This window comes from Actinomycetospora sp. 2LY8.5 (genome assembly GCF_057180585.1).
This window is the reverse complement of sequence record NZ_JBXUHE010000025.1, coordinates 1-13,699: the sequence shown is the minus strand read 5'-3', so window position 1 is coordinate 13,699 and position 13,699 is coordinate 1. Positions and strand designations below refer to the sequence as shown.

Below are 13,699 nucleotides of genomic sequence, written 5' to 3'. Positions count from 1 at the left end.
ACCCACGTCGGCGCCCGCGGCGGACCCGTCGCTCTCAGCTCTCCTCGAGCAGCGTGGCCGCGTGGTCGGGGACCGCGCGGGCGACCTCGCGGGGCGGGCGGACGTACCCGTCTCCCGGCGGGCGCTCCGGGATCTCCAGGGTCGGCAGCTCGATCGGCGTCCACGGCACCGTGTGGAGCAGGTGCGCGATCATGTTCAACCGCGACCGGCGCTTGTCCTCGGACTCCACGATCGTCCAGGGGGCGATGTCGGTGTCGGTGGCGGCGAGCATGTCGTCCTTCGCCTTGGAGTACTCGTCCCAGCGACTGATCGACTCCAGGTCCATCGGCGAGAGCTTCCAGCGCTTGAGGGGGTTCTCCAGGCGCTCGCGGAACCGCCGCTCCTGCTCGTCGGGGCTGACCGAGAACCAGTACTTCCGCAGCAGGATCCCGTCCTCGATCAGCATGTCCTCGAAGGTCGGGCACTGGCGCAGGAAGCGGTCGTACTCCTGCTCGGTGCAGAAGCCCATGACCCGCTCGACGCCGGCGCGGTTGTACCAGGAGCGATCCAGCAGCACGATCTCGCCGGCCGCGGGCAGGTGCGCGATGTAGCGCTGGAAGTACCACTGGGTGCGCTCGCGCTCGGTGGGCGCGGGCAGGGCGACGATGCGCGCGACGCGGGGGTTGAGGTTCTCCACGACCCGCTGGATGGCGCTGCCCTTCCCGGCGGCGTCGCGTCCCTCGAAGATCACGACGAGTCGGGTCCCGGTCGCCTTCACCCACTCCTGCATCTGCACCAGCTCGCCCTGCAGCCGCAGCAGCTCGGCCTCGTACAGATCCTTGGGGAAGCGCTTCGGCTTCTTGGCCCTCTTCGGCTTCTTCGCCTTCTCCTGCTTCTCCGCGGCCCTCGTCATCGCCGTGACCCCCTGTTCTCCGACACCGGCCACCAGCATGTCGCGCCGAGCGGCGCTCGCCCACTCCCCGGCCTCGTCACCATCTCGAACCGGTGACGACGAAGCGCCGAGGATCGTCCCGGAGACGGTCGAGGAGTTCCGGAGGCGCCATGCTCGTGGCGTACAGCTTCACCACGGTCGCCGTCACCGTGCGGCGGTGGTTCGAGATCGCGGCAGCGATTCACGGACGGCGGGCTGGACCCGGCCGGGACGGAGCCCGACGCGGACGACCTGCGCGCGGCGGCCGGGGAGATCGTCGAGACGGCCCGCCGGTTCGGGCCCGACCGCCCGCTCACCCGCGACGACGACGCCCGGCTGACCAAGGACGCCACACGCCGCATCGCCCTGATGCTCGACATCGTCGAGAACCCGGGGGCGCTCGACCGCGAGCACCTGCGGCCGTGGCTCGATCGGGTCGGCGAGGACGCCAAGCTCGCCGGCCGACAGCGGGCCCTTCGTACCGTCGCCCGGCGGCCCGGTGCCGTCGTCGAGGTCGGCGACGCGCCCCGTGCGGCCCCGGGGGCCGCGGAGGTCCGCACTCACCCGAGACCTCCGGGACCTCACCGCCTCGTCTCCCCCTCGCCCGCGTCCGGAGGCAGCTCGTCGACGTCGACCTCCGCCGGCACCGGGCCGTCCCCGCGGATCGGCTCGAGGGACACGATCTGGAAGCGCAGGATCTCCCGCTGCGGCCCCGGGCCGTCGAGGCGCCAGCCGAGGACGCCCGTGGCGGGCACCGTGAGACCGCCGAAGGTGCGGTGCTCGAGGATCTCCGCACCGAACGGCTCGTGGCGGAAGAAGCCGGTGTGGTCGGGGTCCCCCCAGCGCGTGGTGGTCACCCGCCGAGGCAGCCCGCCCCGGTGCAGTTCCAGGCGCAGCGTCACGGGCAAGCCGGCGACCGAGAACGCGACCGTGGCGGTGTCGCGATCCTCGGCCGCCCATCGCACCGTGTCGCAGGGCGCCAGCACCGGCGGCACGAACATCGCGGTCATCGCCGCGTGGGCGAGGTCGGCGCGCGCGAGGTCGGGGCCCACGAGGGCCGGGTGCCGGTGCCGGCCGAGGATCGTCGTCTCCCGACGCGCGGTCCCGGCGACCCACGAGTCGACGACCCGCACGACCCCGGCGACCCGAAGCTCGCGGTAGTAGCCGTGCCGCGGCCGCGTCACCTCGTGCGCCCGGTAGGGCCACCACCACCGGCCGAGCCGGATCTCCCCGCGGCTGTCCATCCGGGCGCCCGTGACGTCCCGGGCGGCGGGTGCCACCGACCGCTCCGCGTACCGGATCGCGAGCCGGGGCGGTGCCGTCTCCGTCACGTCGGTGCTCATCGGACCGTCCCTCCTCGTCCGGGGCCCACGACGGGCCACCACCGCCGATGACGCTGCCGGGTGGGGACGACCGGCGGCAGGGCCCGACAGTCCCCGCGCGGCACCGGCCGTCCCGGGTCGTCCGGGGCCCTGGGACCCTGCTGCGTCGGTCACGGGTGGAGGCGGACCGCCGCGTGACCGACACCGTGCTCGTGCTCGGCCGCGGGGAGTACCGCAGAGCGGACCGCGTCGTCGTCGAAGACCCCGGTGAGCACCTCCGCGCCCAGCCCCTGCAGCGCGGCCTCGACCGTGGCCCGCTCGGCCACGACCCCCGCGACGACGGCCTCCCGCACGCCGTCGTCCCGGGTGCACACGGCCAGGACGGGGTGGCGGCGCCACGACACGTCGAGCCCGAGCGTGTCGGTCGGGACCGTGCCGGGCGTGTGCCAGGCGGGCACGCCGTGTCGGGTGGGGCCGTTGAGCAGGTGCAACCATGCACCACGCTGGCCCGCCGCATGGGCGATGTCCACCACCCGCGCCCTGTCGGCCGTGCCGGCGTAGCGGGGGGACAGGGTGTCCCCCGGTCCCCGGGCCACCCGACGGCGGGCCAGATCCGTCGGTGTCGCCGGACGGCGGTGTGCCGCCGAGATCGTGGCGAGCGGCCGCGCCGTGCCGCTCACCGCGAACACGGTGCGCGGCGCCCAGCCGAGCGCACGCACGGCGTTCTCGATCGCGCCGACGAGCCGCCCCGCGTGCACGAGGGTGCGGTGGGCGACCGGGCCGGCCGCGGGAGCGAGGGTGAGCTCGACGCGCCGCTCGCGGACCGACACCGCGCACGTCGGCGCCTCCGGCCCGCCGAGGGGCTCGAGGGCCTGGAGGAGGCCGGCGATCTCGATCGGCGTCCAGCGCTGCGCCGGCGTCGACGGAGTGTGGGTCGTGCTCATGGTCGGTCGCCCGGGCCGGTCGGGAGGGGGCCGGCCACCGACGGCGCGGCGTCCTCGGTTCCGGCGTCGTCGCCCGCGCGGACCGACGGCACCACCGTCACCGGACACGGGGCGTGGAGCACCACCGACAGCCCCACCGATCCGAGCACGGCGCTGCGCAGCGCGCCACGGCCCCGGTGCCCCACCACCAGCAGAGCAGCGCCGGCGCCCTCCTGGGCCAGGACCCACCCCGCCGGACCGGTCACGGCTCGCACGTCCACGGGTACCGCACGCTCGGCGGCGTCGAGCCGGCCGCGGACCTCCTCGACGCGGGCGCGCGCCGAGTCCTGCACCGACGCGCGGAGCTCCCCGCTGTCCGCGAGCAGCGGCAAGCCGTACGGCGACATCCAGGCGTCGGGTGGCTCGTGGGCGACCACCACCCGCACCGGGCGACCCCGGCGTGCGCCCTCGGTGATCGCGTAGCACAGGGCGGTCTCGGCGTGGTCGGAACCGTCGATCCCGACGACGACCGGTGCCGACCCGTTCTCGGTGGCGTTCATGTGCCGACTCCTCCGGCTCAGGCGCTCTCCTCCGAGGGACAGCCTCGTGGCGGACCGGCACGCGACACCGGAGCCGGACGGTCCCCTTCGGCCGGGTCGTCGGTCCCCGGTCCGGTCCACCGCTGCGCCCGGGACGGCCGAGGGTCCCGACCGGACATCACCCCGGCGGCCCCGCGAGCGGGACCCACCACGCGAGACGCGTCCCGGACCCGTCGGGACGGGATCCCACGTGCACGTGGCCGCCGAGTGCGCGCGCTCGTGCGGCGAGGTTCGCCAGCCCGCTGCGGGCGACGGTCTCGGGGATGCCCACGCCGTCGTCGGTGACGTCGACGGCGAGGACGTCGTCCACCGAGACGGTGACGACCACCGAGTGGGCGCCCGCGTGACGGATCGCGTTGGACACGCCCTCGCGAACGACCGCCTCGACCTGCACCGCGAGCTCCTCGGGCACGACGTCGACGGGCCCGGACAGGCGCACCACCGGCTCGGTCGCCACGTGCGCCGACATCTCGGCCACCGCGGCGCGCAACCGTCCGCCGAGCCCGGGCGTGCTGCCGACCGCGTGCAGGTCGAAGATGCTGGTGCGGATGTCCCGGACGATGCCGTCGACCTGGTCCACCGCCTCGTTGACCCGTCCCGCGGCCTCCGGGTACGACCGGAGCCGGGCCTGGGTGGCCTGAAGTCCGAGGCCGAGCGCGAACAGGCGCTGCAGGACGTGGTCGTGCAGGTCGGCGGCGATCCGCTCCCGGTCGGCGGCCACGTCGAGCTGGCGCCGAGCGCGCTGGGACTCGGCCAGGCGCAGCACCAGCGCGGCCTGGTCGGCGAACGAGCCCACCGCGGAGAGCCCCTCCGCGTCGAGGCTTCCCGAGCACGGCCGCTGGACGACGACGAGCATCCCGGACACCACCGCGGCGCCGTCGAGGGGGACGAGCAGGGCGGGACCCAGGTGACGTTCCCGCCCGTCGACCTCGAGCACGAGGTCGTCCTCGGCGCGTGGCAGGCGGGTCTGCGCCACCAGGGCGATCGGCGAGGCCGCGAAACCGACGCGCGCGCCCACCGGGAGCACGGTCTCCAGCCCCACGCTCACCGTCACCCGCACCGGGGGCGCGTCGTCGAGGTCCGTGACCGGTGGCGAGGTGATCACGGCCCCGACCCCCTCGGCGAGCTCGACGGCCCGCTCGGCCACCAGGACCAGGACCTCCTCGGCGTCGGCGCCCGCGAGGACCTGCGTCGTGATCTCGCTCGACGCCTCCAGCCAGCGCTGGCGCCGCTGCCCCTCGGCCACCAGCCGACGGGTGTCCTGGTGCAGACGGGCGTTCTCGACGGCCACCGCGGCGGCCGCGGCCAGGGCGACGGTCACGTCCTCGTCGTCGGCGGTGAACTCTCCGTCCCGCTTGTCGGTCAGGTACAGGTTGCCGAAGACCTCGCCCCGCACCCGGATCGGCACCCCGAGGAAGGTCCGCATCGGCGGGTGGTGGGGCGGGACGCCGACCGAGGCCGAGTGCGCGTGCAGGTCGTCGAGTCGGAGCGGAACGGGGTGACGGATCAGCTCCCCCAGCAGCCCGCGGCCCCGGGGCAGCTCGCCGATGCGGGCCCGTGCCGCGTCGTCGAGCCCGGTGTGGACGAACCGGGCGAGCCCGCGCCCTGTCGCGTCGAGCACGCCGAGGGCGCCGTAGCGGGCGTCCACGAGCTCGGTCGCGACCTCGACGAGACGTCGCAGGGTGGTGTCGAGGTCGAGACCTTCGGAGACGGCCACCATCGACGAGAAGAGGGCGGCCGCCCTCTCGGGGCGCGCCACACCGCCGAGCGGGTTCGACGCCCCGTCCTCGGCCTCCACCACGATGTCCTTCTCCCCCGCCGGCCACCGGTCCCGTGGCCCCATGGTCGTGCGACCGGGACCCGGCGACCAGGGCCGGAGGTCCCCGTGAGCGCCCGGGCCGGCGGCTCCCCGGCGTGGGACGCGTCGGCGGTGAGCGCCAACGGCACGACGACCACCGGACACGGCGACCACCCGCACACCCGCCGCCGATCCCTCCCAGCGGTCGACGCCGACCACCACGGACCCGGGGACGAAGGTCCCGATCGCGGCCACTGGCGGCCCACCACGTGCGCGGCCGCCTCGACACCCTCGGGTCCGGGGACCTGCTCTCAGGGCACGAGCACAGCGGCTCCGGTGATGCGGTCGGCGGCGAGGTCGGCCAGCGCCTCGCCGGCCCTCTCCAGGGGGTAGGGCATCGTCGTCACCTCGAGACGGTGCTCACCGGCGACCCGCAGGAAGGCCCGTGCGTCGGCCCGGGTGTTGGCGGTGACGCTGCGCAGCGTGCGCTCCTGGAACAGGTGCCGCTGGTAGTCGAGGACCGGGACGTCGCTGAGGTGGATGCCGGCCACCGCCAGGGTGCCTCCGCGGTCGAGGGCCTCCAGCGCCGGGGGCACGAGCTCCCCGGCGGGGGCGAACAGGATCGCGGCGTCCAGCGGCTCCGGCGGGGCGTCCGCCGCGCCCTGGGCCGAGGCCGCTCCGAGGGCGAGCGCCAGCTGCCGCGCCGCGGGACTGCGCGTCATCACGTGCACGGTCGCCCCCTCGGCCAGGGCGACCTGGGTGGCCAGGTGGGCGCTGCCGCCGAAGCCGTACACACCCAGCCGTGCGCCGGCGGGCAGCTCGGCACGGCGCAGCGCGCGGAAGCCGATGATCCCCGCGCACAGCAGGGGCGCGAGCTCGACGTCGTGGTAGCCGTCCGGGAGGCGGTGGGCGTAGTCCGCCGGCACCGTCGCGTACTCGGCGTAACCGCCGTCGGAGTCCCATCCGGTGTAGCGCGAGGCCGGGCACAGGTTCTCCGACCCGCGCAGGCAGAACCGGCAGGCCCCACAGGTGCGGCGCAGCCACGCGATGCCGACGCGGTCGCCCTCGGCGAACCCGACCACGTCGGGACCCGCCCGTTCCACCCGACCGACGACCTCGTGGCCGGGGACCACCCCGGGGCGGCGGACCGGCAGGTCGCCCTCGGCCACGTGCAGGTCGGTGCGGCAGACCCCGCACGCGAGCACCGCGACGAGCAGCTCGTCGGCGGCGGGCTCGGGGACGGGCTCCTCGACCGGGTCCAGCGGGCCCTCGGCCGCCGGTCCCGGTCGCGTGACACGGAAGGCGCGCATGCGGCTCATCGTCCTCCGGGGTGAGGGGCCTCCCGCGCCGGCTGCGAGACTCATGACAATCCGGCGGCCGCTGCCCCTCGGGCGCGAGTCGAACGCCCGAGGCGGTGAGACCGAACAGCTGCGTGGCGCCCGACCCCAGGATCGAGCCCAGGACGGCGGCCATCGCGACGGCGACCGCCGACCCGAAGAGCGTCACCGCGGGCCCCGCACGGCCTCGAAGCGCCGACATCGTCAACCCCCGCCTGGCCAGCACCACCCCAACGCTGCCCCAACGCCGCCTTAGGTCCGCGCGCGTTCGGCGGGTCGACCGAGGGTGAGCCCGGCGATGACCGCGCCGACCGCGGCGCACCCGGCGGCGACCAGCATGGTGCTCGATTGCGCGGCCAGGAACGCCTCGGCGCCGGCGCCGGCGGTCTGTGGGCTGCCGCGCTGCAGCGTGAGGGCCAGCGCGCTGTCCTCGACGCCGGTGCGGTCGTGCAGCTCGCTGCGATACACGCCGGTCAGGATCGCGCCGATCGCGGCCACCCCGACGGCGATCCCCAGTTGCTGGTGAGTGTCGTGCAGCGCGGAGCCCATGCCGGCGCGATGGCCGGGAACGGCTCCGAGCACGACGCTGGTCACAGCCGGGCTGGAGAACCCGGCGCCCAGACCGAGCAACGCGAGCCCGGCCCCGACGTGCACGTACACGCTGTCCGTCGCGAGCTGGGCGAGCAGCACGAATCCGAGGGTGACCGCCCCGAAGCCGGCGACCACGCACGCGCGGGCTCCCACTCGGCCCGTCACGCGCCCGCCGGCAGTGGATCCGGCGACGACACCGACAGCGAGCGGGGCGAGAGCGACACCGGCGGCCAGCGCGCTCTGGCCGCGGACCAGTTGCAGATACTGGGTCAGCACGAACAACGCGCTGCCGGTGCCGAGCGTGAGTACCGCCGCGGCCGCGCTGCCCCCAGCGAATCGAGGGTCACGGTAGAGGGCGAGGTCGACCATCGGGGCCGGTGAGCGCAGCTGACGTCGGACGAACCCGCCCAGCCCGGTCGCGGCGACCAGACCGGCACCGACGATCGCGGCGGTCGGGCCACCCTCACCCGAGACCAGCACGGTCAGGATCAGCCCGCTCATCCCGACGGTGACCAGGACCGCGGAGACGACATCCAGGCGCCCGGCGGCGGGATCCCGGGATTCCGGAGCGAGCGTGGCAACGACGCCCACCGCGGCGAGAGCGAGCGGCACGTTGATCCAGAACACCCCGGCCCAGGACCACCACTCGACCAGCAGGCCCCCGAGAACCGGTCCCCCCGCCATCGCGACGGCCGCCACCGCCGCCCACGCCGCGAAGGCGCGCGGTCGTTCGGTCTCGGGGAACACGTTCACCAGGATCGCCAGAGTGGCGGGCATGACCAGCGCCGCGCCGACCCCCATCACCGCCCGCGCGGCGATGAGCACCGCCGCCGACCCGGCCAGGCCCGCCACCGCCGACGCGGCCGCGAACACCATCAACCCGCACAACAGGACCCGGCGCCGTCCGTACCGATCGCCCGCCACGCCGGCCGCCACCAGCAGCCCGGCGAACACCACCACGTAGGCGTCCACGACGGCCTGCAAGACCGCGGTGCCGGCCTCGAACGCCTCAGCGATCGCGGGTAGCGCGACCGAGAGCACCGTGTTGTCGACGACGATGATCAGCAGCGACGCGCAGATCGCGACGAGAATCCACCACCGCCGAGGGTGCCCGTCCGTGGCCGCCTCCGCGCCCGCCTCCCTGGCCTGACCCATACCCAACCTCCTTAGACCTACTCCGTAGGACTACCACACTTAGTCCTATGCTGTAGGGGTGAGCCCGAAGAAGGCTGACCCCGGACCGCCCATGCCCGGGGCCATCTGGTTCCGCGAGCGGCCGCCGACCCGCGTCCGCGGCAGTCTCGACCGCGACGCGATCGCCCGGTCGGCGGTCGCGCTGCTCGACGAGGGCGGCCCCGCGGCCCTGACCCTGCGCGCCCTGGCGCAGCGACTCGGGGTGCACGTGACGTCGCTGTACTGGCACGTCAGCACCCGAGACGACGTGCTCGACCTCGCCCTGGACACCGTGTTCGGCGAGCTCGCCGAACCCGCCGAACCCGCTGGCCACTGGACCGTCGCGGTCGCTGGGTTCATGGCCGGCCTGCGCGAAGCGTTGCTGCGCCACCCCTGGTCCGGCGCACTGGCCGCCTCACGCCCGCTGCTGGGACCACAGGCCCTGCACCGGTCCGAGGCCGTCTACACCGCCCTGGCCCGGGCCGGGTTCACCGACGCCGCCCTGACCGCCGCCGCCGCGGCAGTCAGCAACCTCGTCATCGGCAGCGTCACCAGCCAGACCGCCATGCAGGGAACAGGAGAAGATGCCACCCGCCGGGCCATGCACGACCACCTACGCGCACACGCCGACCGCTATCCGACCCTCGCCGCGCTCCCCGACACGACAACCAGCGGCTGGACCGACCAGTTCCAGCGAGCCGCGGACGCGCTGCTGCGCGGCCTGGCCGCGCAACTCGCCGACCCTTCGTGATCCGAAGAACGCGACGCCTGCCCAGCGTGCGTTGCCCCGACCCTCGCACCGAGGCATCACGGGCACCCCGGAGCGAGACCAGTGACAGCTCAGTCGGGCCCCGGGCGGCCACGCGACGTGAAAGTCGCCGCACGCCGTGGTTCGACCGCGCCGGGTCGCCCTGGACTTCGGCGAACGGCCTCCCTGTTGGTTGATCTCAACCCGGGTCGAGGTCCTACCGCCTCACCGTCGGCCCGTTGAAGCTCCCGAAGCGACTGGCCACCGATCCCGAAGTCGCGATGGTCATCGACACCTGCGACCTCGATACCGGCGCCGTACGGCACGTCATCGCCACCGGCCCCGCCCATGTCGTTCCCATGGACGCCGAGCGCGCGACCCGCAAGCTCACCCGCTACCTCGGGCCCGACCTCGACTCGTGGCCCGAACGGTTCCGCGCCGCCCTCACCGACCCGGACGCTCGCCTCGCCCGACTGGCCCCACGACGCGACCCCACGATCGTCGACCAGAGCTTCCGCTGAACCATGGGGTCGATCGGCCCCAGCCTGCGTGATCGTCGGATGCCGCCCGGCCCAGCCATCCGACTCCCGCGGACGGTCCGCGAACCCGACGCTGCCTGACACGGCCCCACGAGAGATGCTGTTCGGTCGCGTCCGCCCCCGCGGGCCCCGCCGCCACGAGGCGCACCGAGAAGGCGTCCCGGCCGGATCGGTGGAAGTCGGGTGACCAGCGAAGATCGATCCGAGGTCGGGGCGCGGCCGCGCCCGGGCGTCGTCCTGCTCCCGTCCCTCGAGCAGCGGGCCGACGAACCGGAACCGGTCGTCGACGGTGTCGCCCGCCGGCTGGGAAGCCCGCGGCACGGACACCAGGTTCGGCGACTCGGTGACGTCCGTGGTCCGCGTCGACATCGAGCTCCACGGCGTGCTCGGTGGCGAAGGCAGCGAGGCTGTGGTGGACCTGCTGGTGGTAGCCGGTGACCGCGACCACCGACCGGCGTTGCAGCTCGGCGAGGGTCAGCGCCGCAGACCCGCGGGAATCGACACCCTCCACGATCGGCCAGTCGCCCACCTGCGGATCTCCCTCAGGGCTCGGGTCCTCGGTTCCTCACCGCCCAGGGATCAGGCAGAGCTGCGCAGGCGCTGGCGGGCGAGGCGCTCGACCAGCTCCGGCATCGCCCCGGGGGGAGAACCGTCGAGATCGCGGCGGCACGAGCTCACCGTGGCCGCGACGCGGGCCACCGACCGCCGCGGGAACTCGACGCTCAGACGGGCGACGGTCTCGCCGTCGCTGTCGACGTCGTCGAACCAGGGATGTACCGGGAGCTGCGCCGTCATGGGTTCCCGTTCACCTCGGGGACTGCGGGGTGCGACCGGGCCACCGTGTGCACGGCCGTTCCGGCGCGGGAGGGCCGAAGGTCCCGAGCACGGCGCTGGATCGACCCCGTCCGGCGGTGGGTGGTGCCCGGTCTCGACCTCCCCCCGGGGGGAGACGTCGATCTGCGCTGTCATTCGGTCCCCGCCGCGGACGTGCCGGTGGTGTGCGCGGGGGTTTCCTCGGCCGCGGCCCAGGCGATCGCGGCGTCGAGGTCAGCGGACGGGAAGTGCTTCACCGTCGGGTGCAGGGCCGCGCCCGCGACGACCGCGCCGGCCGCCGGGACCGTCCCGTCGACGGCCAGGGCGAGGCGGCGGACGCGGCGCTGGTGACCGGCCACGAAGCCGACGTGGCGCCACAGCGCGGGCAGGTTCTCCCAGCCCGGGATGCCGGGAGCGTGCAGCACCAGGCCGCGCAGCTCCGGCGCCGTGCGCAGCTCGTCGTCGACGGCCGCCGCGAGAGCCTCGATGTCGGCGGTCCGCAACGGACGGTCGACCTCCACCACGACGACGCCGGTGTCGGGGTGGGTTCTCGTATGGATGCGCGGCCCGTCCTCGAGAGCCACCAGCCACGCCACGGCGTCGTCCCGGTCGTCGAGCTCGAACACCCGCACCGGGCACGGCAGGGCGAAGGACGCGAGACGACTCGCGGTCCGGATCCAGGCGATGTCGGTGACGACCGCGCACGCGGCGAAGCGGCCGATGGCGTGCACGCCCAGACGCAGGTCCTCCCACAACGCCCGCGGGGTGAGCCCGCGGTAGTGGTCATCGACCTGACAGAGGACACGGAGGCGCCGGCCCGTCCGCTCGGCCTCCTCCAGCAGGGGCAGCACGACCGTGTCGTACTCGCCCCGGGTCAGTACACCGCCGGCACGGACACCGTCGATCCCGGGCGGGGTGTCGGTCATCTTCTCGAGCACGGTTCCTCCTCGCCCCTCAGGACCCCACCGGGTTCCGCGCTCGCACCGACCACGGGGTGGGGTGTCCCGCTCGGTTGCGGCTCCCAGTGCCGGAAGGCCGCGTATCCGCACCCGGCCGCCACCGCGATCGGCCAGCTCACGAGACCAGTCACCGCGAGCGCACCGAGACCGAGGTAGATCGGCACAGGGTTCGCCGGCAGCCGCGACCGGATGTCGTCGACGGCGACCGCCCCGCGCCGGAGCCCGGCGTCGAGGACCTGACCGACACGGTCGACGCCGTCGACCCCGTGTTCCGTGTGCTCCTGTGCGAGATCCCGTGCTTCCGCCATGCGACCGATCGTCACGCCGCGCCCGCCGCAGCGTGAGGGCCGATGGTCCCGCGCCGGCGCGTCCATGGGTACCGCGGTTCGGCCTGGGTCGGGGGCGCTCACCGCTCAGGACAGCGCCGCACCGTCACCGGGTCTCGTCGGAACGGACCTTGTTGGCGAGGACGGCGGCCTGCACACGGCGCTGCATGCCCAGCTTCGCCAACAGCGCCGACACGTAGTTCTTCACCGTCTTCTCGGCCAGGAACATGCGCTGCCCGATCTCGCGGTTGGTGAGGCCCTCGCCGATGTAGCCGAGCACCTCGCGTTCCTTGGCCGTGAGCTCGGCGAGCGGATCCGGGGTCTCGTCCCGGGTGCGCAACCGGTTCATGAGTGCGCTCGCGGCGCGCCCGTCGAGCAGCGATCTACCCGAGCCGACCTCGCGCACGGCGTTCACGATGTCGTTGCCGCGCACGTCCTTGATCACATAGCCGGCGGCTCCGGCGAGCACGGCGTCGAACATCGCCTGCTCGTCGGTGTACGAGGTCAGCATCAGGCACATGAGCTCGGGCATCCGCGACCGCAGCTCGCGGCACAGCTCGATGCCCGAGCCGTCGGCGAGTCGCACGTCGAGCACGGCGACCCGAGGACGCACCGCGGGGATGCGCGCCAACGCCTCGGCGACCGAGCTCGCACCCCCGACGACCTCCAGGTCATCCTCCGCGTCCAGCAGAGCTGCAACCCCCTGGCGCACCACCTCGTGGTCATCCACCAGGAACACCGTGATCACGGCGCGCTCCTCTCCGGAGGTCCGATGGGCGGCAACGAACCCGGGCTCGCCGCAGGAGGACCTCCGGTTGCTCAGCATTCGGATCGCCGGGCGGCCGGACCAGGGCCGAACGTCCCCGTGATCAGGGGACGCAGGGGTCGGTCCGGTGTGCTGCGGTTCGCGCGGTGAGCGTTTCGCCGACGCCTGCCGGGCGAGCTGCGCCCTCCGCAGGCGCACTCGAAAGGGCGGACTGCTCCGCTCTCCGGTGTCGAGTCCACCGCGGCAGGGCAACCATGTCCCGTATCGTCGGACCATGGGTCGGGTGACCCTCGCTGCGGTTCCATCTCGGGGGTCGGCCGTGACGTCGCGCATCTCCATCCCGTTGCCGCGGTTGCTGGCCTGGGGGCAGCCGCGTGCTGGTGAGCAGGGGGTCGAGGGACTCGGCGCAGCGGTTGCGCGAGAGCGCTACCACCGCGCGCTGTTCTTGCTGATCGGGCTCTGGGCGCTCGTGACGTGCGTGGCGGCCGTCATCTACCCCCTGGCCGCGCTGGCGGTCGCAGTGGCAGGCCTCACCCACATCGTCGCCGGCTACCGTGTCGAGCAGAAGCGGCGGGCCGATGAACGAAACACGGCCTCACGACCGGATGTGAGTTCTCGAAGGCATCGCTCGCTCCGGTGCTGACGCTGCTCCCGGACGAGACCGGAAAGAGCACGCCGGTCATGGTCGTCGAGGTCTGAGAGGTGTCAGCGGCGTGGCGTCGCAGACACTGAGTGTCCGTAACGCCACGCGCTCGCATGCTCGTGGGCCCGGTCAGACCGGGCAGCCGCTCGCGCGTGCCGCGGCCTGGTCGTCGAGGCGGAACATCGGGCCGGTGTCGGTGGGCGCGTCGTAGTACCGGTGGAACACCGGGGTGAGGCCACCGGAGATCGGCGG

At 74.2% G+C, this 13,699-nt stretch carries 15 protein-coding genes; 3 read left to right on the top strand and 12 right to left on the bottom strand.

The annotated features are described in order from the left end of the window. Window positions 1-34 precede the first annotated feature (34 nt). The 8 genes from ppk2 to AC2A1K_RS22900 form a co-directional block, all read right to left on the bottom strand. Window positions 35-892, bottom strand: a complete 858-nt coding sequence (ppk2, locus tag AC2A1K_RS22935) for a polyphosphate kinase 2 (protein ID WP_483898651.1) — start codon at window positions 890-892, stop codon at window positions 35-37. A gap of 183 nt (window positions 893-1,075) precedes the next feature. Then, window positions 1,076-1,474 carry a hypothetical protein gene (locus AC2A1K_RS22930; RefSeq protein WP_483898650.1) on the bottom strand — a complete coding sequence of 133 codons (399 nt, stop codon included), beginning with the start codon at window positions 1,472-1,474 and terminating at the stop codon, window positions 1,076-1,078. A gap of 17 nt (window positions 1,475-1,491) precedes the next feature. Continuing rightward, a complete protein-coding gene (locus tag AC2A1K_RS22925; protein WP_483898649.1) occupies window positions 1,492-2,253 on the bottom strand; it encodes a DUF6544 family protein in 762 nt (253 codons plus the stop codon). A gap of 149 nt (window positions 2,254-2,402) precedes the next feature. Further along, window positions 2,403-3,176, bottom strand: a complete 774-nt coding sequence (locus AC2A1K_RS22920) for a hypothetical protein (protein ID WP_483898648.1) — start codon at window positions 3,174-3,176, stop codon at window positions 2,403-2,405. After that, a complete protein-coding gene (locus AC2A1K_RS22915) occupies window positions 3,173-3,715 on the bottom strand; it encodes a universal stress protein (protein ID WP_483898647.1) in 543 nt (180 codons plus the stop codon). The genes AC2A1K_RS22920 and AC2A1K_RS22915 overlap by 4 nt, the downstream gene beginning before the upstream one ends. 157 nt (window positions 3,716-3,872) lie before the next feature. Further along, a complete protein-coding gene (locus AC2A1K_RS22910) occupies window positions 3,873-5,552 on the bottom strand; it encodes a GAF domain-containing sensor histidine kinase (protein WP_483898646.1) in 1,680 nt (559 codons plus the stop codon). A 311-nt stretch (window positions 5,553-5,863) separates the two neighbouring features. Next, the gene (locus tag AC2A1K_RS22905; protein ID WP_483898645.1) at window positions 5,864-6,862 is read right to left on the bottom strand and encodes a zinc-binding alcohol dehydrogenase family protein; all 999 of its coding nucleotides are present in this window, start codon (window positions 6,860-6,862) and stop codon (window positions 5,864-5,866) included. Window positions 6,863-7,141: 279 nt separating this feature from the next. Next, on the bottom strand, window positions 7,142-8,635 hold the full coding sequence (locus tag AC2A1K_RS22900; protein WP_483898644.1) for an MFS transporter: 1,494 nt from the start codon (window positions 8,633-8,635) through the stop codon (window positions 7,142-7,144). A 58-nt stretch (window positions 8,636-8,693) separates the two neighbouring features. Here AC2A1K_RS22900 and AC2A1K_RS22895 point away from each other — a divergent pair, with 58 nt between their 5' ends. After that, on the top strand, window positions 8,694-9,404 hold the full coding sequence (locus AC2A1K_RS22895; protein WP_483898643.1) for a TetR/AcrR family transcriptional regulator: 711 nt from the start codon (window positions 8,694-8,696) through the stop codon (window positions 9,402-9,404). Window positions 9,405-9,640: 236 nt separating this feature from the next. Further along, complete coding sequence (locus AC2A1K_RS22890; protein ID WP_483898642.1) at window positions 9,641-9,922, top strand: hypothetical protein; 282 nt, start codon at window positions 9,641-9,643, stop codon at window positions 9,920-9,922. Between the two features lie 597 nt (window positions 9,923-10,519). Here the strand turns inward: AC2A1K_RS22890 and AC2A1K_RS22885 are convergent. The 4 genes from AC2A1K_RS22885 to AC2A1K_RS22870 form a co-directional block, all read right to left on the bottom strand. After that, window positions 10,520-10,735 (bottom strand): hypothetical protein, encoded by a 216-nt coding sequence (locus AC2A1K_RS22885; RefSeq protein ID WP_483898641.1) that lies wholly within the window; start codon window positions 10,733-10,735, stop codon window positions 10,520-10,522. Window positions 10,736-10,905: 170 nt separating this feature from the next. Then, the gene (locus AC2A1K_RS22880; protein ID WP_483898640.1) at window positions 10,906-11,691 is read right to left on the bottom strand and encodes a SpoIIAA family protein; all 786 of its coding nucleotides are present in this window, start codon (window positions 11,689-11,691) and stop codon (window positions 10,906-10,908) included. After that, window positions 11,676-12,020 (bottom strand): hypothetical protein, encoded by a 345-nt coding sequence (locus tag AC2A1K_RS22875; protein ID WP_483898639.1) that lies wholly within the window; start codon window positions 12,018-12,020, stop codon window positions 11,676-11,678. The genes AC2A1K_RS22880 and AC2A1K_RS22875 overlap by 16 nt, the downstream gene beginning before the upstream one ends. Before the next feature lie 124 nt (window positions 12,021-12,144). Continuing rightward, the gene (locus AC2A1K_RS22870) at window positions 12,145-12,786 is read right to left on the bottom strand and encodes a response regulator (RefSeq protein ID WP_483898638.1); all 642 of its coding nucleotides are present in this window, start codon (window positions 12,784-12,786) and stop codon (window positions 12,145-12,147) included. 337 nt (window positions 12,787-13,123) lie between these two features. Here AC2A1K_RS22870 and AC2A1K_RS22865 point away from each other — a divergent pair, with 337 nt between their 5' ends. Continuing rightward, window positions 13,124-13,447, top strand: coding sequence for a hypothetical protein (locus AC2A1K_RS22865; RefSeq protein WP_483898637.1), 324 nt, complete (start codon window positions 13,124-13,126; stop codon window positions 13,445-13,447). Window positions 13,448-13,699: the final 252 nt, after the last annotated feature.

Bases quoted from the DNA above. Each gene is read 5' to 3' on its own strand.
- ppk2 (WP_483898651.1), bottom strand. From the start codon at position 892: ATGACGAGGGCCGCGGAGAAGCAGGAGAAGGCGAAGAAGCCGAAGAGG.
- AC2A1K_RS22875 (WP_483898639.1), bottom strand. From the start codon at position 12,020: ATGGCGGAAGCACGGGATCTCGCACAGGAGCACACGGAACACGGGGTC.
- AC2A1K_RS22905 (WP_483898645.1), bottom strand. From the start codon at position 6,862: ATGCGCGCCTTCCGTGTCACGCGACCGGGACCGGCGGCCGAGGGCCCG.
- AC2A1K_RS22900 (WP_483898644.1), bottom strand. From the start codon at position 8,635: ATGGGTCAGGCCAGGGAGGCGGGCGCGGAGGCGGCCACGGACGGGCAC.
- AC2A1K_RS22920 (WP_483898648.1), bottom strand. From the start codon at position 3,176: ATGAGCACGACCCACACTCCGTCGACGCCGGCGCAGCGCTGGACGCCG.
- AC2A1K_RS22885 (WP_483898641.1), bottom strand. From the start codon at position 10,735: ATGACGGCGCAGCTCCCGGTACATCCCTGGTTCGACGACGTCGACAGC.
- AC2A1K_RS22915 (WP_483898647.1), bottom strand. From the start codon at position 3,715: ATGAACGCCACCGAGAACGGGTCGGCACCGGTCGTCGTCGGGATCGAC.
- AC2A1K_RS22925 (WP_483898649.1), bottom strand. From the start codon at position 2,253: ATGAGCACCGACGTGACGGAGACGGCACCGCCCCGGCTCGCGATCCGG.